Below are 18,497 nucleotides of genomic sequence, written 5' to 3' on the forward strand. Positions count from 1 at the left end.
GGGTCGGCCGCAGTACCGTCCGCCCACGCCGTGGGCACCGGCAGCGGAACGGCAACGCCGGGCAACGAGGCAGCCGATGCCGCCCCCGCCGCCTACAGCCCCCGGATGTCCCCCACAGGGAAGCGGGGTGCGCGCCGGGCCGGGGTTCTGCCGCTGAGCAGGATCAGCCGGGCCGCGCGATGCCGCTGCCCGGCGTACGGCTCCAGCAGGCGCAGCATCTCCGTGTCGTCGGCGTGACGGTCCCCCGCCAGCGCCCAGCCCACGATCCCCGGCAGGTGCAGATCCCCCACGGTCACCGCGTCCGCCGCCCCATGACTGCGCTGCACGGTCTCCGCCGACGTCCACGGCCCGATCCCCGGCACCAGTTCCAGCCGGGCCTGCGCCGCCGCCGGAGGCATCCGCGTCGCCTCCTCCAGCCGCGCCGCGACCCGCACGGCCCGCAGGATCGTCGACGCCCTCTTGTCGTCGACCCCGGCGCGGTGCCACTCCCAGGAGGGGATCAGCGCCCACTCCCGCGCGGAGGGCATGACGTGCATCCGCTCGGGGGCCGGTCCCGGCGCCGGTTCGCCGAACCGCCGTACCAGCAGCCGCCACGCCCGGTACGCCTCGTCCGTCGTGACCTTCTGCTCCAGGACCGACGGGATCAGCGACTCCAGCACCAGCCCGGTACGCCCGAGCCGCAGCCCGGGCCGCCGGTGCCGGGCCAGCGCCACGATCTTGTGGCGCGGCGCGAAGGCCGACGGATCGTCCTCGGCGCCGCACAGCCGCGGCAGCTGCTCCAGCAGCCACCCGGCCCCGGGGCCCCACGCGTCCCCGCGCACGGTCCCGGCGCACATCGTCACGCGCAGCGTGCCCGGCCCGGCCGGCGTCCGGCTGGCCCGCCACACCGACCCGTCGGGCATCGCCCGGAAGGTCGGGTCGCCGGGTCCGCGCCGCAGCGGACCGAGGACCAGGCCGAGGTCGAGCGGCCCGTCCGGCGTCCAGGTCCGCACCCGCCCGGGCGCCGGCGCCGGCCGCGGCACCGCCGCCAGGGGTACGACGACCTCGCCGCCGCGCATCGTCGTACGCGTCGGCCGGGGAGCGAACCGTCCAGCCACGAATGAGGTCCCGGGGTGAGGAGGGGAAAGAGGAGACGTTACGAGCGTACGGTCAGCGCACCTCGATGAAGCCCCCCGCGTCCCGCTCCGGCCTCGGCCGCGGCTCCCCGTCGGGGTGACCGACGGCCACCGCGCCCATCGGGTCCCAGTCGTCCGGCAGTCCCAGCACCTCCCGGACGACGTCCCGGCAGAACATCGTCGAGGACACCCACGCCGATCCGAGCCGCTCCCCGGCCAGCGCGACGAGGAAGTTCTGCACACCGGCGCCGGCGGCGACCACGAACATCTCGCGCTCGGCCGCGTCCCGCCGCTCGTCGCCGTAGGTGTGGGAGCCGTCCATCACCAGGCAGGGGACGACCAGGTAGGGGGCGTTGCGCAGGACGTCGCCGCGGCGCACCCGCTTGGCGATGGACTCCTCGCTCTTGCCGTCCCGGCGCAGGTCCGCGATCCAGGCGTCGCGCATCGCGTCCAGCAGGCGGGTGCGGGACTCCTGCGACTCCAGCAGGACGAAGCGCCACGGCGTGGTGTGGTGCGGCGCCGGAGCCGTCACCGCGGCCGCCACCGCTCTGCGGACCGCGCCCGGATCGACCGGTTCGTCGGTGAACGTCCGCACCGTACGGCGCTGGGTGACCGCCTGCCGGATCGCCTCGGAGGTGCCGAGGCGGAACATGTCGCCGCGGGCGCCGCGCACCAGGGCCCGGGCCCCGTCGCTGTCGTCGTCCGCCACCGTGTGCGGAAGTCCGCGGACGACGGCCACCGGAAGGCCCGCGGCCTTGCCCTTGACCAGGTCGCCGGCGGCGGCCAGCTCGTCCGCGGTCGCCACGACGGTCGCGCTGAGCGGATTGCCGTACGCGTCCGTGCCGCCGCGCAGGTCGTCCAGCACGCGCACTCCGGCGGCGCCGATCGCGACATCCGTGAGCCCGGCACGCCAGGGCCGCCCGAAGGTGTCGGTGACGACGACGCCGACGGTGACGCCGAGCAGGTCGCGCAGTCCGGAGCGGATCGCGCGTGCCGAGGCGTCGGGGTCCTCGGGGAGCAGCAGGATTGTGCCCGCTGGGGTGTTCGAGGCGTCGACCCCGGCGGCGGCCATGACCAGGCCCTGCCGGTTCTCCACGATCCGCAGGGTGCCGCGCCGGGCGACCACCCGGACCGTCTCCGCGTCGATCGCGGCCTCCCGGTCGGTGGCCTCGACGATCCGGCCCTCCGCCTTGGAGACGATCTTGGACGTGACGAGGACGACGTCCCCGTCGGCCAGGCCCGGCTCGGCGGCGGCGATCAGCTTGGCGAGGTCGTCACCGGGGCGGACCTCGGGGAGGCCGGGCGGCGCCCACACCCGGTAGCCCTCGGCGGGCGGCGTGCTCACTGCCCCCGCACCTCCTCGGCCAGGGCGAGGGCCTCGCGGGCCATCTGTGCGGTGGCGTCGAGGTCCGTCATCATCAGCGGTACGGCCCGGCAGCGGATGCCGGCCGCCTCGACCCGCTCGACCGCACCGGCGTCGACGGTGTCGACCAGCCAGCCGTCGAGCAGCCCGGAGCCGTAGTGCTCGGCGACCGCCGTGGCGGTGGACTCGACGCCCACCGCCGCGAGCACCTTGTCCGCCATGCCGCGCACGGGCGCGTCCCCGACGATGGGGGACAGGCCCACCACGGGCACGCCCGCCTCCGCGATGGCCTCGCGGACACCGGGCACGGCGAGGATCGTGCCGACGGAGACGACGGGGTTGGACGGAGGGAAGAGGATCACGTCCGCCGCGGCGATGGCCTCCAGCACGCCCGGCGCCGGCTTGGCCTGCTCGGCACCCACCGGTACGACGGCCTCGGCCGGGACCGAGGCGCGCAGCTTCACCCAGTACTCCTGGAAGTGGACCGCCTTGCGCTCCCCGTCGATCTCGACGGCCACGTGGGTCTCCACGCGGTCGTCGGTCATCGGGATCAGCTTCACGCCCGGCTGCCAGCGGTCGCACAGCGCCTCGGTGACCGCGCTGAGCGGATAGCCGGCGCCGATCATCTGCGTCCGCACGATGTGCGTGGCGAAGTCACGGTCGCCCAGCCCGAACCACTCCGGCCCGACGCCGTAGGCGGCGAGCTCCTCCTTGAGGTGGAACGTCTCGTCGGCTCTGCCCCAGCCCTGCTCCTCGTTGATGCCGCCGCCGAGCGTGTACATCACCGTGTCGAGGTCCGGGCAGACCTTCAGCCCGAAGAGGTGGATGTCGTCGCCGGTGTTGCCGATGACCGTGATGTCCGCGTCCGGCGCGGCCTGCTTCAGACCGCGCAGGAAACGGGCACCGCCGATGCCGCCTGCCAGAACCACAATGCGCATGCGCCAAGTCTGGCAGGCGGGTACGACAACGTGTCAGACGGTCAGGGAACGCGGCCGCTGTCGTCCCTCGCAATGCGGAGCGGTGTGCATCGGCATCTCGGTCAGACCCGGGAAGTACACGTGGAGGCTGACCGCCGGTTCGAGGGTGTCGTTGACGACCTCGTGCACATAGCCCGGGGCGAACACCCGCTGAGCGCCGGCGGCCAACGCGCGCGTGCCGCGGTCGGTGCGCTCGGTCAGGGTGCCGTCCAGCACGGTGAGCACACCGGAGGAGGGGCCGTGGTCGTGCTGTCCGCTGCCCTGTCCGGGCACCCAGGACAGCAGCCACACCTCGTAGCCGGGTCCGGTGCGCAGCCGGTGGTACCAGCGGCTCGTCGCGTCGTAGCGCACCAGGTGCTCCCACTGGGTGCGGTCGGCGGCGACGCCGCGGGCGAGGCCGACGAAGTCGGCGACGGTGGCGGGGTGCTCACGCGGGGGCTGCAGCAGGTGCGGCACCTCGAGGAGGTCACCGGCGATCTGGAGGTCGCTGTCGCTGTTCATGCGGTGGGGGGTTCCTTGCGGAGAGTGCGGGAACGGGTGCCCCGTGGGAGAGGGCGGAGGAGCGGGAGGCGGCCCCGGGACGGTGTCCCCGCGGGCGGCTGGAGCTACGGTCGGCTCAACAGCTGGGACAGCAACAGCTACAGCGAACGCATGCAGCACCGACGGACCCGGCGATGCGGGTCGTCACGGATGCCAAGTTCGCGAGCATGCCCACAAGGACAGCGGTTCACACCTTCACTGTCAACTCGACGACCGGTATGTGGGACAAGCTTCACCTGTTCCGGTGCATGTGTGAGGCGAAAGGTTTGCTCACCCCGTCACCGGGACACATGCGGCACATCCGGGTGCGCAAGCCGCGTTGCGATCTCGTGATCCGACTGTGATCTTGTTCGCTTCGCCGTGTGCACAGGAACGGGATCGAACGCACGGACGTCTTTCTCCGTACAGGCCCTGCAAGGGGTCCTCGAGGCGGAAGGCGGCTTCCGGACCCCGTCTGTGTGTCAAGGTTTATGGCGATTTGAACACTTTCCGCACCGCCTTGGTTCCGCAGAGTGAATAAGGGGCCCAATAGCAGATCTCGGCTTGACTCGCCCGGAGCAGCACACTTGTAATTTCACTCGTGTCGTTCAGCCGGAATCGGTAACGGCTACATCACGGGGACGCGGAAAGACAGACGAGGGGCGCACATGACCGAGACGGTGCAGCAACTGCTGGTCGACGACGCGGGCGAGGAACTCGGCTGGCAGGAGCGCGCGCTGTGCGCCCAGACCGACCCCGAGTCCTTCTTCCCCGAGAAGGGCGGCTCCACGAGAGAGGCCAAGAAGGTCTGCCTCGCGTGCGAAGTCCGCTCCGAGTGCCTGGAGTACGCCCTCGCCAACGACGAACGGTTCGGCATCTGGGGCGGCCTGTCCGAGCGGGAGCGCCGGCGGCTGAAGAAGGCCGCGGTGTGAGCGCCGTATGACCGGCTGCTGAGCGAACGACCGCGGACTGTTCCGCACAAACGACTCGAACGGCCCGTCGCGGGTGGGTTGTCCACAGGCGGCGGGCCGCGGTCATGCCCAGCCGATAGTGTGGTCGCTCGTCCGAGACGCCCCACCGCCCGCAGGCGGCACCGGCGTCCACCGCAGTCCACCGAACCGGGGCCCGTACCTCGATGACCGTGCACAGCCACACCGCAGCCCAGCAAGACGGGGCCGCGACACCTGAGTTCCCGCGTCACGTGGTGACCGCGGTCCTCGTCTCCCACGACGGCGCCCGCTGGCTGCCCGACGCGCTCGCCGGGCTGCTCGGCCAGGAGCGCCCCGTGCAGTACGCCGTCGCCGCCGACACCGGCAGCGCCGACGACTCCGCCCAACTGGTCACGGCCGCCCTCGGCGCCGACCGCGTGCTCCACCTCGCCCGCCGCACCGGCTTCGGCCAGGCCGTCGAGGAAGCCACCCGCACCGCGCCCCTCCTCACCCCCGAGGAACTGCCCTACCTGAAGCGGCCCAGCGGCTGGGACCCCGTCACGCGCACCTGGCGCGACGACGCCTACGACCTGCCAGAACTGCCGCACGGTGAACCCTTCCAGTGGCTGTGGCTGCTGCACGACGACTGCGCCCCCGAACCCGACGCGCTCGCCGAGCTGCTGCGCGTCGTCGACCGCGAACTGGAGCTCGGCCGCGACGACGTGGCGGTCGTCGGCCCCAAACTGCGCGGCTGGTACGACCGCCGCCAGCTGCTCGAGGTCGGCGTCTCCATCGCCGACTCCGGCCGCCGCTGGACCGGCCTGGACCGCCGCGAACAGGACCAGGGCCAGCACGACCACGTCCGTGACGTGCTGTCCGTGTCCAGCGCCGGCATGCTGGTGCGCCGCGACGTCTTCGAACAGCTCGGCGGCTTCGACCGCCGCCTGCCCCTCATGCGGGACGACGTCGACCTGTGCTGGCGCGCGCACGCCGCCGGCCACCGCGTCCTGATCGCTCCCGAAGCCGTCGTACGGCACGCCGAGGCCGCATCCCGCGAGCGCCGCGCCGTCGACTGCGCCGGCCGCACCACCGCCTCCCCGCACAAGGTCGACAAGGCCGGCGCCGTCTACACCCTCCTCGTCAACGCCCGCACCGCCGTGCTGCCCTGGATCGTGCTGCGCGTCGTCCTCGGCACCCTGCTGCGCACCGTCGCCTACCTCGTCGGCAAGGTCCCCGGACAGGCCGTCGACGAGATCCGCGGCCTGCTCGGCACCCTGCTGCGGCCCGAGCGGATCATCGCCGGCCGGCGCCGCCGCGGACGGCCCACGGTCGACAAGGGCGAACTGCGGCCCCTGTTCCCGCCGCCCGGAGCGACCGTACGGGCCACCTTCGAACAGGTCGCGGGCAACCTCTTCGGCGGCACCGACCCGGAGACCTCCTCGGCCGGCCGGCACGGCGGTGCCGTCGAGTCGGGACCCGGCGGGGACGACGCCGAATTCCTGGAGATCGAGCAGTTCGCGCGTCTGAAGCGCATCGCCCGCAAACCGGGCCCGGTGCTCTTCCTGGTCCTTCTGGCCGTCTCCCTGGTCGCCTGCCGCAACCTCCTGGGCGGCGGCGCCCTCGCCGGCGGCGCGCTGCTGCCCGCCCCGGCCGACGCCTCCGAGCTGTGGTCCCGCTACCTCGACGCCTGGCATCCCGTCGGCGCCGGCGGCGACCCCTCCGCGCCGCCCTACCTGGCGATCGTCGCGCTGCTGGCGTCGGTGCTGTTCGGCTCGACCGGACTCGCCGTCACCGTCCTGCTGGTCTGCTCCGTCCCGCTGGCCGGCGTCACCGCGTACTTCGCCTCCCGCCCGCTCGTGGAGTCCCGGCTGCTGCGCGCCTGGGCGGCCATCGCCTACGCCTTCCTGCCCGCCGCCACCGGCGCCCTCGCCGGCGGCCGCATCGGCACCGCCGTCCTCGCCGTCCTGCTGCCGCTGATCGCCCGCGCGGGCATCGCCGCGAGCGGCCTCGCGCATCCCTCGGGCGGACGCGGCAGCTGGCGCGCCACCTGGGCCTACGCCCTGCTGCTGACCCTGACCACGGCGTTCACACCGATCGTGTGGCCCATCGCGCTGATCCTCGGCATCGCCGTGCTCGCCCTGCGCCGCCGCGACCTGCCCGCCCAGGGCCTGCGCTTCCTGGCCCAGCTGGGCACCCCGCTGCTCGTGCTCGCGCCCTGGTCGCTGTCCCTGCTGCCGTTCGGCTTCTTCACCGAGGCCGGCCTGGACTACGGCTCCTCCTCCGCCTCCGCGCTCGACCTGCTCGGCGCGAGCCCGGGCGGTCCCGGCACCGTCGACGGACTGATGCTCATCGGCATCGTGCTGGCCGCACTCGCCGCCCTGATGCGCTCCGAGCGCCGGCGGGGCATCTGGACCGCCTGGGCCGTCGCCCTCGTGGCCCTCGTCTTCGCCGTCCTGTCCAACCACTCCACCTGGGCCGGCCCCGCCACCCTCGTCTACGGTCTCGCCCTGCTCGCCGCCGCCGTCCTCGGCGCCGACGGAGCCCGCACGCGCGTGGCCGAGCAGAGCTTCGGCTGGCGCCAGCCGGTCGCCGCGCTGATCGCCTTCGCCTCCGCCGCGGGCCCGCTGCTCGTCGCCGCCGGCTGGATGATCGGCGGCGCCGACGGGCCGCTGGAGCGCCGCGACCCCGTGCAGGTGCCCGCCTTCGTCGCCGAGGAGAGCAGCACCCGCGACCAGGCCCGCACCCTGGTCCTGGACAGCGACTCCGCCGCCCACGTGAGCTACATGCTGGTCCGCGGCTCCGGCGCCCGCCTCGGCGACGCCGAACTCGCCGCCGCCGACGGCGAGAACGACCGGCTCGACCAGACCGTCGCCAACCTCGTCGCCGGTTCCGGCGCCGACCAGACCGACCAGCTCGGCGCGTTCGCCGTGCGCTACGTCCTCGTCCACAAGGGCGCGCCCCGCGAGGTCACCCGCGTCCTGGACGCCACCCCCGGCCTGAGCCGGCTCAGCGAGCAGAACGGCAGCGGCCTGTGGCGGGTGAACCGCGAGGTCTCCCGCGCCGTCGTCGTCCCGGCCTCCGGCACCGGCACACCGCTGCCCGTCGCGGCCGGCCCCGTGGAGATCCACACCATGGTCCCGGCCGGCCAGGGCACGCGCGTGCTGCGCCTGGCCGACGCCGCCGCGGGCGGCTGGAGCGCCACCCTGGACGGCAAGCCGCTGAAGGCCACCACCGTCGACGGTTGGGCGCAGGGCTTCGAACTGCCCTCCTCCGGCGGAAAGCTCGACGTCGTCTACGACGACCCGTTCGGCCACACCGCCTGGCTGTGGGCCCAGGGTGCCCTCGCCGTCGTCCTCGTCGTCCTCGCCCTGCCCGGGCGGCGCCGCGACGTCGACGACGATCTGCCCGAGGAGCCCGTGATCCCGGCCCAGCCGGTCGCCGGCGAGGGCCGCCGCGCCCGCCGCCTGCGCGCCCAGGCCGAGGCGGAGGCCGCGGCCGGGGAGGAGCAGCCCGTACCCGCTGAGGCCGAGCAGCCCCCGGCGCCGGTCCCGCAGCAGCAGTCCTACGACCAGTGGGACACGCCCGCCCCCGCCCCGGCCGGATACGGCGGCTACGACCCGTATCAGGCAGCCCCTCAGCCGTACCCGGCGGACGGCGGCTACGAGCAGCCGTACCAGGCCGACCCGTACCAGGCCGGCGGCTACGACCCCTACGGCTACGGCGGCCAGAACCCGGCCGGCGCCTACGACCCGACGGCCTATCAGCAGCCGTACGACCAGGGGTACGACGCGACGGCCTACGGCCAGGCACAGCCGCAACCGCACGACGGCGGCCATGAGCGCCCCGACGGGAGCCAGCAGTGAACCGCACGACCCTGTCCCTGATCGCCGGCGCGACCGCGCTCGCCGCCGTGACCGGCTTCGCCGCGCTCAGCTCCCCGGACGCCTCCGGCGCGGACACCGCCGAGGCCGCCGCCCAGCGGCCCGTTCAGCGCACCACGCTGCTCTGCCCGGCGCCCAGCCAGTCCGACCTCGCCGACACGGCGTACACGTCCTTCACGCCCGTCACCCAGGGCGTGTCGGGCGCCGGCACGGCCGAACTGAAGGCCGCCGCCGAGCAGTCGGCGGGCAGCGCGGGCGGCAAGGACAAGAAGGGCAAGAAGACGCCCGCGAAGAGCGGCGCACCGGCCCTCACGCCCAAGCAGCCCGGCACCCCCGCGACCGCGGAGGCTTCCGGCGCGGACGTGCCCGCGCTGATCGGTACCGCCCAGGGCAGGTTCGCACCCGGCTGGACCGTCCAGCAGACCACCGAGGTCGCCGCCGGTAACGGGCGCGGCCTGCAGGGCGTCAACTGCACGGCCCCCGACACGGAGTTCTGGTTCCCGGGCGCCAGCACCGCCGCCGACCGCACCGACTACGTGCATCTGACCAACCCCGACGACTCCGCCGCCGTCGCCGACATCGAGCTGTACGGCAAGGACGGCGCGGTGAAGTCGACGGTCGGCGAGGGCATCACCGTCCCGCCGCACGGCGCCGAGCCGATCCTGCTGTCCACGCTCACCGACGACCGGCAGGACGACCTCACCGTCCACGTCACCGTCCGCAGCGGCCGGGTCGGCGCCGCCGTCCAGGCCCTCGACCAGAAGCTCGGCGGTGACTGGCTGCCCGCGGCCGCGGACCCGGCACCGAGCCTGGTGCTGCCCGGCATTCCCAAGGACGCGGTGTCCGTCCGGCTGGTCGCCTTCACGCCCGGTGGCTCCGACGCCGATCTGAAGGTGCGCCTGGCCTCACCGTCCGGGCTGATCACCCCGGCCGGCCACGAGACGCTGCACGTGAAGTCCGGCATGACCGGTGTCCTCGACCTCGGTGACGTCACCCGCGGCGAGGCCGGGTCGCTGGTGCTGACGCCGACGGACCGCGCCGTGCCGGTGGTGGCCGCGCTGCGGGTCGTCCGCGGCAAGGGCGACCAGCAGGAGACGGCGTTCATCCCGGCGACCGCGGCCGTGGGCGCACGCGCGACGGTCGCCGACAACAGCGCCAAGGGCTCCACGCTCTTCCTCACCGCGCCGACGGCGAACGCCCAGGTGAAGGTCACGGCGTCGGCCGGCAGCGAGGGCGGCACGGCGGCGGTCCAGACGTACACGATCAAGGCGGGCACCACGCAGGACGTGCGGATCCCCGTCCCCAGCGGCCTGAAGGGGACCTACGCGCTGACGGTCGAGCAGGTCTCGGGCGGCCCGGTCTACGCCGCCCGCATGCTCGCGGCGACGGAGGACGGCGTTCCGGCCTTCACGGTCCAGACCCTGCCCAACGACCGCGGCACGATCGCGGTGCCCCGGGCCGACGAGGACCTGGCGGTGCTGCAGAAGTAGGGCGACGCGGGCGGGGCCGGGCGCTTCCGCGGTGTCCGGCTCAGTCCTCGCCGTAGCGGGGATCGACGGTCTCCGGGGTCAGCCCGAGCAGCTCGGCGACCTGCTCCACCACGATCTCGTGGACCAGCGCCGCCCGCTCGTCGCGTCCCTTGGTGCGGATCTCCACGGGCCGCCGGTACACCACCACGCGCGCCCGTCGGCCCTCACGCGCCGGGACGATCCCGCCGAGCGGCACGGCCTCGTCGTTCCACGGCTGCCCGGGGCCGTCCAGCCGCGGCACCTCCAGCACGAGGAAATCGATGTCGGTGAGCTGCGGCCAGTGCCGCTCCAAGCGGTCCACGGAGTCCTGCACCAGGTCCGCGAACACCTCGGCGCGGCTCGCGGCGAGCGGCACCTGCGGCGGCGCGATCGGCCCGCGCATCCCCCGGCCGTGGCGATCACGGCGGCGGGGCCCGGGGCCCGGGGCACGGGGCGGTACGGCGTTGTCCATCACTGGTGCAGCGTAGTCCTCGGCGCCCTCGCGTGCCCGGCCTGTGGGTGACGGTTCGGCCACGGGGAGCCGGCGGCGCGCGACGCTGTCGCAGCCTGACCATTCCGGCCAACTTCGGCTCGTTTCCGTATCTCTACATGACCGCGGATCTCCAGCCGATTGGTGGTGTTTGTACGGAGAAATGACCGGATCGCGAACCGTCGACCGCCGGAAGGACGGACGTCGACGCAGGTCAGCGCGGTCCCTCTGCGAGGCTGTGTGGGACGTTTCACAGCCCGACACGGGGGAGTGACCTGGTGGAGAGTCGTCGCGGCCCGCTCAAGAGTGCGGTACCGTCCAACATCGTGAGCCCTGTACGTCGCTGTTCGCGCACCGCCTGCGGCCGACCCGCCGTCGCGACGCTGACGTACGTCTACGCCGACTCGACCGCGGTCCTCGGCCCGCTCGCCACCTACGCCGAACCCCACTGCTACGACCTGTGCGCCGAGCACTCCGAGCGCCTCACCGCCCCGCGCGGCTGGGAAGTCGTACGCCTGCTGGACGGCTCCGCTCCCGCGCGGCCCAGCGGGGACGACCTGGAAGCCCTCGCCAACGCGGTCCGCGAGGCGGCCCGCCCCCAGGAACGGGCGGCCGAGGCCGGCGGCGGCGCCCGCTCGGCGGACCCGATGGAGGTCGCCCGCCGCGGCCATCTGCGGGTCCTGCGCTCACCCGACAACTGAGCCGCGCGGCGCTCGCCGCGTCGTCCCCCTGATCTCCCGCTTGACCTGAGGTTACGGCTCGCCGTCCACTCGGTGGCCGCTCCTTCCGCCGCCGCTACGGGCGGGTAGGTTGGGGCGACCGACGGGGATGCTCAGGAGGAAGTGACCGTGGCTGGTGATCTGTCGCAGCTTGTGAAGGCGTACGACGTGCGCGGGGTGGTTCCGGACCAGTGGGACGAGTCGCTCGCCGAACTGTTCGGCATGGCCTTCGCCCAGGTGACCGGCGCGAACGCGATCGTCGTCGGCCACGACATGCGGCCCTCCTCACCCGGCCTCTCCCGCGCCTTCGCGCGCGGTGCGGCGGCACGCGGCGTGGACGTCACCGAGATCGGCCTGTGCTCCACGGACCAGCTGTACTACGCCTCCGGCGCGCTGAACCTGCCCGGCGCGATGTTCACCGCCTCGCACAACCCGGCCCAGTACAACGGCATCAAGATGTGCCGGGCCGGCGCCGCGCCCGTCGGTCAGGACACCGGACTGGCCGAGATCCGCACGCTGGTCGAGCAGTGGAGCGTCTCCGGGGCCCCGGAGACGGCCGTGACGGCGGGAACCCTGGGTGAGCGCGAGACGTTGCAGGATTACGCGGCCTACCTGAAGTCCCTCGTCGACCTGACCTCCATCCGGCCCCTGAAGGTCGTCGTCGACGCGGGCAACGGCATGGGCGGCCACACCGTGCCCACGGTGCTGGACGGCCTGCCCGTCCAACTCGTCCCGATGTACTTCGAGCTGGACGGCACCTTCCCCAACCACGAGGCCAACCCCCTGGACCCGGCCAACCTCGTCGACCTTCAGGCGCGGGTACGCAAGGAGGGCGCCGACCTCGGCCTCGCCTTCGACGGCGACGCCGACCGCTGCTTCGTCGTGGACGAGCGGGGCGAGCCGGTGTCACCGTCGGCGATCACCGCGCTGGTCGCGTCCCGGGAACTGGACCGCAACGGCGGCGAGGGCACGATCATCCACAACCTGATCACCTCCTGGTCGGTGCCGGAGGTCGTCGCCGAACACGGGGGCACGCCGGTGCGCACCCGTGTCGGCCACTCCTTCATCAAGGCGGAGATGGCGCGTACGGGAGCGATCTTCGGCGGCGAGCACTCCGCGCACTACTACTTCCGGGACTTCTGGAACGCGGACACGGGCATGCTGGCGGCGCTGCACGTCCTCGCGGCCCTCGGGGAACAGGACGGCCCGCTGTCGGCGCTGGTGGCGCAGTACGACCGGTACGTCGGCTCCGGAGAGATCAACTCCACCGTCGCCGACCAGGCGGCCCGCGTGGCGGCGATCCGCGCGGCCTACGAGGGACGCGAGGGCGTCACCCTGGACACCCTCGACGGCCTCACGGTGAGCGCCACCGACTGGTGGTTCAACGTCCGCCCCTCCAACACAGAACCCCTGCTCCGCCTGAACGCGGAAGCGAGGGACGCGAGCCTGATGGCGAAGGTCCGCGACGAGGCCCTGGCAATCATCCGAGCCTGACCGTCGCCGCCCGCCACGTCTCCCTAGCTGCGGGGAGGCACGCACACCCCGACATAGCTGCGGGCAGTCGTGCCTCCCCCGAGCTCTTCGAGCAGGGGGGACCCCAGGGCGGCACGGGTGGGCTGGGGGTACCCCCTACACGTAGTGCTTGGGGGAGGCACCCCGCCAGCGCCGGTGAGCGCCCCAACCCCCGGCCAGCCCAGACGCCAGGCACTAGCAAACGCCGGGCGCGCAGCCCGACCGCGGGACGCAAAGCGTTGGGCGCGCAGCCCAACCGCGGGAGACACCAGGCGCCGGGTGCGCAGCCCGACGTCGGTCACGGAGCCACCGACGCCACAGCACAGGGCGTTATCCACAGCCCCCCGCGCAAGGCCGCTCCCAGCGGTACGCTGACCAGGCACTACCCCCACACCGCCGTATCCGAAGGGACAGCCCATGCCGCTCGAAGCCGGCCTCCTGGAGATCCTCGCCTGCCCGGCCTGCCACGCCCCCCTCAAGGAGCAGGACACCGAGCTGATCTGCACCGGTCAGGGCTGCGGCCTGGCGTACCCGGTCCGCGACGGCATCCCCGTGCTGCTCGTCGACGAGGCCCGTCGCCCGGCGTAACACCGCCGCGAAAGCCCGCGCACCGACGACACGGCGATCGGAGACTGCCGCCATGCTCGACGAATCGCTGCTCGACACGCCGGAGGCGCTGGCCGAGGCCGACCGCCGCGCCCTGCTGCGCGGCGCCGCCGAGGCCGGCGCCCGCGTCCGTACGGCCGCCCGGCACGCCGCCGAGGCCGGCATCAACGGCCTCAAACCCGACGGCCGCCCCCGCGCCGTCCTCATCGCCGGCCCCGGCGCCGCCGCCACCCACGCCGCCGACCTGCTCGGCACCCTCGCCGGCCCCGGCAGCCCCGTCATCCGGCTCGCGGCCACCGGTGTCGCCCCCGCCGCGGGCGCACTGCGCTGGGAGCTGCCCGGCTGGGCCGGCTCCGTCGACCTGCTGCTGATCGCCACCCCGGACGGCACCGAACCCTCCCTGTCCCAGCTCGCCGAGCAGGCCTACCGGCGCGGCTGCGCGGTCGTCGCCGTCGCCCCCGCCGGCACCCCCCTCGCGGAAGCCGTCGCGGGCGTCCACGGCCTGTTCCTGCCGATGGCGACCGCCCCGTACGACCAGGAGGAACCGCTCGCCGCCTCCGCGCCGGGCGTCCTGTGGGCGCTGCTCACCCCTCTGCTCGCCCTGCTCGACCGCATCGGCCTGCTCAGCGCGCCGCCCGACGCCCTGGAGAAGGTCGCCGACCGCCTCGACCACGTCGCCGAGCGCTGCGGCCCCGCCATCGCGACGTACAGCAACCCGGCCAAGACCCTCGCCGCCGAACTGGCCGACGCCCTGCCTCTCGTCTGGACCGAAGGCACCTCCGCGGGCCCGGCGGGCCGCCGCTTCGCCGCCGCCCTCGCCGAGCTGGCCGGCGTCCCCGCGGTCGTCGCCGAACTGCCCGAGGCGCTCGCCGCGCACAGCGCCCTGCTGGCCGGCCCGCTGGCCGCCGGAGCCGACCCGGACGACTTCTTCCGTGACCGCGTCGAGGAACCACCCGCGATGCACGCACGCGTGGTGCTGCTGCGCGACCGCCCCATCGGCAGCCTCACCGCCGCCCCGGCCGCCCGCGATCTGGCCCTCAGCCACGACACGCCGATCAGCGAACTGGAACCGGAGGAGGGCGACGAGCTGGAGACGCTGGCCGAGCTGATCGCCATCACCGATTTCGCCGCCGTTTACCTGGCCGTCGCGTCAAGGGCCTGATCTTTTCCCGGGCACGCCGGCCCGCGCCGAACGCCCCGTCATCGGCCCGCACGCACCCCCGAGAGAGTTCCCATGGACCGTCTCGACAACACCGTCCGCCCCTACGCCTGGGGATCCACCACCGCGATCCCGCAGCTGCTCGGCGTGGCCCCGACCGGCGAACCCCAGGCGGAGATGTGGATGGGCGCGCACCCCGGCGCCCCCTCGCGCACCGCACGCGGCACCCTCACCGACGTCATCGCGGCCGCCCCCGAACGGGAACTGGGCGCCGCGGCCGTGGCGAAGTTCGGTCCGCGCCTGCCGTTCCTGCTCAAGGTGCTCGCCGCCGGCGCGCCGCTCTCCCTCCAGGTCCACCCCGACCTGGCGCAGGCCCGGCAGGGGTTCGCCGAGGAGGAGCGCCGCGGCATCCCGCTCGACGCCCCGCACCGCAACTACAAGGACACCAACCACAAGCCCGAACTGGTCTGCGCCCTCACCGAGTTCGACGGCCTGTGCGGCTTCCGCGACCCCGTCCACACCGCCGACCTGCTCGCCGCTCTCGGCGTCGACTCCCTCAAGCCGTACGTCGACCTGCTGCACGCCCACCCCGAGGAAGCGGCCCTGCGCGAGGTACTGACCGCGATCCTCACCGCGGACCGCGAGGAGATGGCCCACACCGTCGCCGAGGCCGCGGCCGCCTGTGACCGGCTCGGCGGCGACTACACCGCGTATGCGGGTATCGCCCACCACTACCCGGGGGATCCCGGAGTCATCGCCGCGATGCTCCTCAACCACGTCCGCCTCCAGCCCGGCGAGGCTCTCTACCTCGGCGCAGGCGTCCCCCACGCCTACCTGGACGGCCTGGGCGTGGAGATCATGGCCAACTCCGACAACGTCCTGCGCTGCGGCCTGACGCCCAAGCACGTCGACGTCCCCGAACTGCTGCGCGTCGTCCGCTTCGAGGCGGGCGACCCGGGCGTGCTGCGCCCGGAGGCCTCCCCGGACGGCGAGGAGGTCTACGAGACCCCCATCGACGAGTTCCGTCTCTCCCGCTACGCCCTGCCGGAGGGCGGCGCGGCCCATGACCTCACCCGGTCCAGCCCGCAGATCCTCCTGTGCACGGCAGGCGCCGTCCGGGCCGGGGACGACGAGCTGACCGCCGGTCAGTCCGTCTTCGTGCCGGCGGGGGAGAAGGCCGAGGTGTCCGGCGCCGGCACGCTGTTCCGGGCCACGGTGATCGCCTGACCACTGCCCCCGGACGCGGCTGCGGTGTGTTCGTATGACCGTGACTGTGGACACTCGAGACGCCGGAGCCGCGGGGGCTGCAAGAATGGCCCACCGGCAAAGGGCGGGCAAAGGCCCGGACGGCGAGAACACACGCAGGCGAAGGGACTACGCGGACACATGAGCGCGTCAGGCGGCACCAAGGCGATCGTGGCGGCACTCGGCGCCAACCTCGCGATCGCGGCTTCTAAGTTCGTGGCGTTCGCGTTCAGCGGCTCGTCGTCGATGCTCGCCGAGGGCGTGCACTCGGTAGCCGACTCCGGCAACCAGTTCCTGCTGCTGGTCGGCGGCAAGCGCGCCCAGCGCGAAGCCACCCCGCAGCACCCCTTCGGCTACGGCCGCGAGCGGTTCATCTACGCCTTCCTCGTCTCCATCGTCCTGTTCTCCGTCGGCGGCATGTTCGCCATCTACGAGGGCTACGAGAAGATCAGCCACCCGCACGAACTGAAGCACTGGTACTGGCCGGTGGGCGTCCTCGTCTTCGCGGTCATCGCCGAGGGCTTCTCGTTCCGCACGGCCATCAAGGAGTCCAACGAACTGCGCGGCAAGCTCTCCTGGGCGCAGTTCATCCGCCGCGCCAAGGCGCCCGAGCTGCCCGTCGTCCTCCTCGAGGACTTCGGCGCACTCATCGGCCTCGTCCTCGCCCTCTTCGGCGTCGGCATGACCCTGCTCACCGGCGACGGCGTCTGGGACGGCATCGGCACGGTCTGCATCGGCGTCCTGCTCGTCCTCATCGCGCTCGTCCTCGCCGCCGAGACCAAGTCGCTGCTGCTCGGCGAGGCCGCCGGCGCCGACGAGGTCAAAAAGATCGAGGCCGCGATGGTCGACGGCGACACCGTCACCCGCATCATCCACATGCGCACGCTCCACCTCGGCCCCGAGGAGCTGCTCATCGCCGCCAAGATCGCCGTCCGGCACGACGACACCGCCGCCGAGGTCGCCACCGCCATCGACGCCGCCGAGGCCCGCATCCGCGCCGCCGTGCCCATCGCGCGCGTGATCTACCTCGAGCCCGACATCTACAGCGAGGCCGAGGCCGCCAAGGGCCCCGACCCGGAGGCCACCCCCGGCGGCCCCACCCCGCAGAGCGCCGGGCACTGAACCGCCGCTGCGGCTGCCTCACCCACGGCGGCACGGGCGGCACCGTCGCCCGCGCCCTGCACCGCACCGCGAACGCGGCGATCCCGACACGACCCGGTCCCCCCTCCCGCCCACCCCTGCGTTCACCGGCCCGAACGGCCCGGCACGCACCGGTGAACTCCCGACGCATTTGGGCGCGGACTGGGGACGGCCCCGCCGACCGTGTAGCTTGGGAGAGAGCCAGACGTCGCTGCTGATGGCGGTCGGGCGGTCCCCGGCGGACCGACCGAGGGAGAGAGGGCCTCCGACGGACTGCGCTGCGCGCACGCGGGCATGCCTGTGTCCTCTTTCGGGCACCCCTGTGTCCGCCGCCGCGCAGATCAGCCGTACCCACCCTCGACCCAATCCCGAGGAGCAGCTCGCATGACGACTGTCGACAACCGACAGGACTTCAAGGTCGCCGACCTGTCCCTGGCCGAGTTCGGCCGCAAGGAGATCACCCTCGCCGAGCACGAGATGCCGGGCCTGATGGCGATCCGCAAGGAGTATGCCGAGGCGCAGCCGCTGGCGGGCGCCCGGATCACCGGTTCGCTGCACATGACGGTGCAGACGGCCGTGCTGATCGAGACCCTGGTGGCGCTGGGCGCCGAGGTCCGCTGGGCCTCCTGCAACATCTTCTCCACGCAGGATCACGCCGCGGCGGCCATCGCGGTGGGCCCGCACGGCACGCCGGAGAACCCGCAGGGTGTGCCGGTCTTCGCCTGGAAGGGCGAGACGCTGGAGGAGTACTGGTGGTGCACGGAGCAGGCGCTGACCTGGCCCGGCACGCCCACCGGCGGTCCGAACATGATCCTCGACGACGGCGGTGACGCCACCCTCCTCGTCCACAAGGGCGTCGAGTACGAGAAGGACGGCAAGGTCCCCTCGCCCGACACCGCCGAGTCCGACGAGCACCGCGTCATCCTCGAGCTGCTCACCCGCACCGTCGCCGAGACCCCGCAGAAGTGGACCCAGCTGGCGTCCGAGATCCGCGGTGTCACGGAGGAGACCACGACGGGTGTGCACCGTCTGTACGAGATGATGCGGGAGGGCACGCTGCTGTTCCCCGCGATCAACGTGAACGACTCGGTGACGAAGTCGAAGTTCGACAACAAGTACGGCTGCCGTCACTCGCTCGTCGACGGCATCAACCGTGCCACCGATGTGCTGATCGGCGGCAAGGTCGCGGTGGTGTTCGGTTACGGCGACGTGGGCAAGGGCTGTGCGGAGTCGCTGCGCGGCCAGGGTGCCCGGGTGATCGTCACGGAGATCGACCCGATCTGCGCGCTGCAGGCGGCGATGGACGGCTACCAGGTGACGACGCTGGACGAGGT

15 protein-coding genes are annotated in these 18,497 nt (G+C 73.4%); 10 read left to right on the plus strand and 5 right to left on the minus strand.

Annotated features, from left to right (window positions below):
• Nucleotides 1-92 precede the first annotated feature (92 nt).
• The 4 genes from ACZ64A_RS22760 to ACZ64A_RS22775 are packed head-to-tail and all read right to left on the minus strand — an operon-like array spanning nt 93 to nt 3,956.
• Nucleotides 93-1,097 (minus strand): DNA-3-methyladenine glycosylase family protein, encoded by a 1,005-nt coding sequence (locus ACZ64A_RS22760; protein ID WP_469812557.1) that lies wholly within the window; start codon nt 1,095-1,097, stop codon nt 93-95.
• 52 nt (nt 1,098-1,149) lie between these two features.
• On the minus strand, nt 1,150-2,460 hold the full coding sequence (locus ACZ64A_RS22765) for a coenzyme F420-0:L-glutamate ligase (protein ID WP_469812558.1): 1,311 nt from the start codon (nt 2,458-2,460) through the stop codon (nt 1,150-1,152).
• Nucleotides 2,457-3,416, minus strand: a complete 960-nt coding sequence (cofD, locus tag ACZ64A_RS22770) for a 2-phospho-L-lactate transferase (protein WP_469812560.1) — start codon at nt 3,414-3,416, stop codon at nt 2,457-2,459. The genes ACZ64A_RS22765 and cofD overlap by 4 nt, the downstream gene beginning before the upstream one ends.
• Nucleotides 3,417-3,449: 33 nt before the next feature.
• Complete coding sequence (locus tag ACZ64A_RS22775; RefSeq protein ID WP_469812562.1) at nt 3,450-3,956, minus strand: cysteine dioxygenase; 507 nt, start codon at nt 3,954-3,956, stop codon at nt 3,450-3,452.
• 686 nt (nt 3,957-4,642) lie between these two features.
• Here ACZ64A_RS22775 and ACZ64A_RS22780 point away from each other — a divergent pair.
• The 3 genes from ACZ64A_RS22780 (at nt 4,643) to ACZ64A_RS22790 (ending at nt 10,274) form a co-directional block, all read left to right on the plus strand.
• The gene (locus ACZ64A_RS22780) at nt 4,643-4,906 is read left to right on the plus strand and encodes a WhiB family transcriptional regulator (protein WP_361639037.1); all 264 of its coding nucleotides are present in this window, start codon (nt 4,643-4,645) and stop codon (nt 4,904-4,906) included.
• Between the two features lie 203 nt (nt 4,907-5,109).
• Nucleotides 5,110-8,766, plus strand: coding sequence for a glycosyltransferase family 2 protein (locus ACZ64A_RS22785; protein ID WP_469812564.1), 3,657 nt, complete (start codon nt 5,110-5,112; stop codon nt 8,764-8,766).
• Nucleotides 8,763-10,274, plus strand: coding sequence for a DUF5719 family protein (locus ACZ64A_RS22790; RefSeq protein WP_469812566.1), 1,512 nt, complete (start codon nt 8,763-8,765; stop codon nt 10,272-10,274). The genes ACZ64A_RS22785 and ACZ64A_RS22790 overlap by 4 nt, the downstream gene beginning before the upstream one ends.
• Nucleotides 10,275-10,314: 40 nt before the next feature.
• Here the strand turns inward: ACZ64A_RS22790 and ACZ64A_RS22795 are convergent, their stop codons facing one another.
• Entirely contained in the window at nt 10,315-10,764 is a 450-nt protein-coding gene (locus ACZ64A_RS22795; RefSeq protein WP_469812605.1) for a metallopeptidase family protein, read from the minus strand.
• Between the two features lie 296 nt (nt 10,765-11,060).
• Here ACZ64A_RS22795 and ACZ64A_RS22800 point away from each other — a divergent pair, with 296 nt between their 5' ends.
• The 7 genes from ACZ64A_RS22800 to ACZ64A_RS22830 all read left to right on the plus strand — a co-directional run.
• Nucleotides 11,061-11,483, plus strand: a complete 423-nt coding sequence (locus tag ACZ64A_RS22800; protein ID WP_019331074.1) for a DUF3499 domain-containing protein — start codon at nt 11,061-11,063, stop codon at nt 11,481-11,483.
• Nucleotides 11,484-11,630: 147 nt separating this feature from the next.
• Nucleotides 11,631-12,995 (plus strand): phosphomannomutase/phosphoglucomutase, encoded by a 1,365-nt coding sequence (locus tag ACZ64A_RS22805; protein WP_469812568.1) that lies wholly within the window; start codon nt 11,631-11,633, stop codon nt 12,993-12,995.
• A gap of 435 nt (nt 12,996-13,430) precedes the next feature.
• Entirely contained in the window at nt 13,431-13,601 is a 171-nt protein-coding gene (locus ACZ64A_RS22810; protein ID WP_390739761.1) for a Trm112 family protein, read from the plus strand.
• 52 nt (nt 13,602-13,653) lie between these two features.
• The gene (locus ACZ64A_RS22815) at nt 13,654-14,781 is read left to right on the plus strand and encodes an SIS domain-containing protein (protein WP_469812570.1); all 1,128 of its coding nucleotides are present in this window, start codon (nt 13,654-13,656) and stop codon (nt 14,779-14,781) included.
• A 72-nt stretch (nt 14,782-14,853) separates the two neighbouring features.
• Entirely contained in the window at nt 14,854-16,005 is a 1,152-nt protein-coding gene (manA, locus tag ACZ64A_RS22820; RefSeq protein ID WP_469812572.1) for a mannose-6-phosphate isomerase, class I, read from the plus strand.
• Nucleotides 16,006-16,164: 159 nt separating this feature from the next.
• Nucleotides 16,165-17,145, plus strand: coding sequence for a cation diffusion facilitator family transporter (locus ACZ64A_RS22825; protein WP_469812574.1), 981 nt, complete (start codon nt 16,165-16,167; stop codon nt 17,143-17,145).
• A 402-nt stretch (nt 17,146-17,547) separates the two neighbouring features.
• Nucleotides 17,548-18,497, plus strand: a 950-nt coding sequence (locus ACZ64A_RS22830) for an adenosylhomocysteinase (protein WP_469812576.1), incomplete at its 3' end; no start/stop codon positions are given.

Source organism: Streptomyces sp. NPDC104814 (assembly GCF_055583185.1).

Coding starts and splice junctions, on each gene's coding strand:
- ACZ64A_RS22780 (WP_361639037.1), top strand. CDS start 4,643: ATGACCGAGACGGTGCAGCAACTGCTGGTCGACGACGCGGGCGAGGAA.
- manA (WP_469812572.1), top strand. CDS start 14,854: ATGGACCGTCTCGACAACACCGTCCGCCCCTACGCCTGGGGATCCACC.
- ACZ64A_RS22825 (WP_469812574.1), top strand. CDS start 16,165: ATGAGCGCGTCAGGCGGCACCAAGGCGATCGTGGCGGCACTCGGCGCC.
- ACZ64A_RS22815 (WP_469812570.1), top strand. CDS start 13,654: ATGCTCGACGAATCGCTGCTCGACACGCCGGAGGCGCTGGCCGAGGCC.
- ACZ64A_RS22795 (WP_469812605.1), bottom strand. CDS start 10,764: ATGGACAACGCCGTACCGCCCCGTGCCCCGGGCCCCGGGCCCCGCCGC.
- ACZ64A_RS22775 (WP_469812562.1), bottom strand. CDS start 3,956: ATGAACAGCGACAGCGACCTCCAGATCGCCGGTGACCTCCTCGAGGTG.
- ACZ64A_RS22785 (WP_469812564.1), top strand. CDS start 5,110: ATGACCGTGCACAGCCACACCGCAGCCCAGCAAGACGGGGCCGCGACA.
- ACZ64A_RS22810 (WP_390739761.1), top strand. CDS start 13,431: ATGCCGCTCGAAGCCGGCCTCCTGGAGATCCTCGCCTGCCCGGCCTGC.
- cofD (WP_469812560.1), bottom strand. CDS start 3,416: ATGCGCATTGTGGTTCTGGCAGGCGGCATCGGCGGTGCCCGTTTCCTG.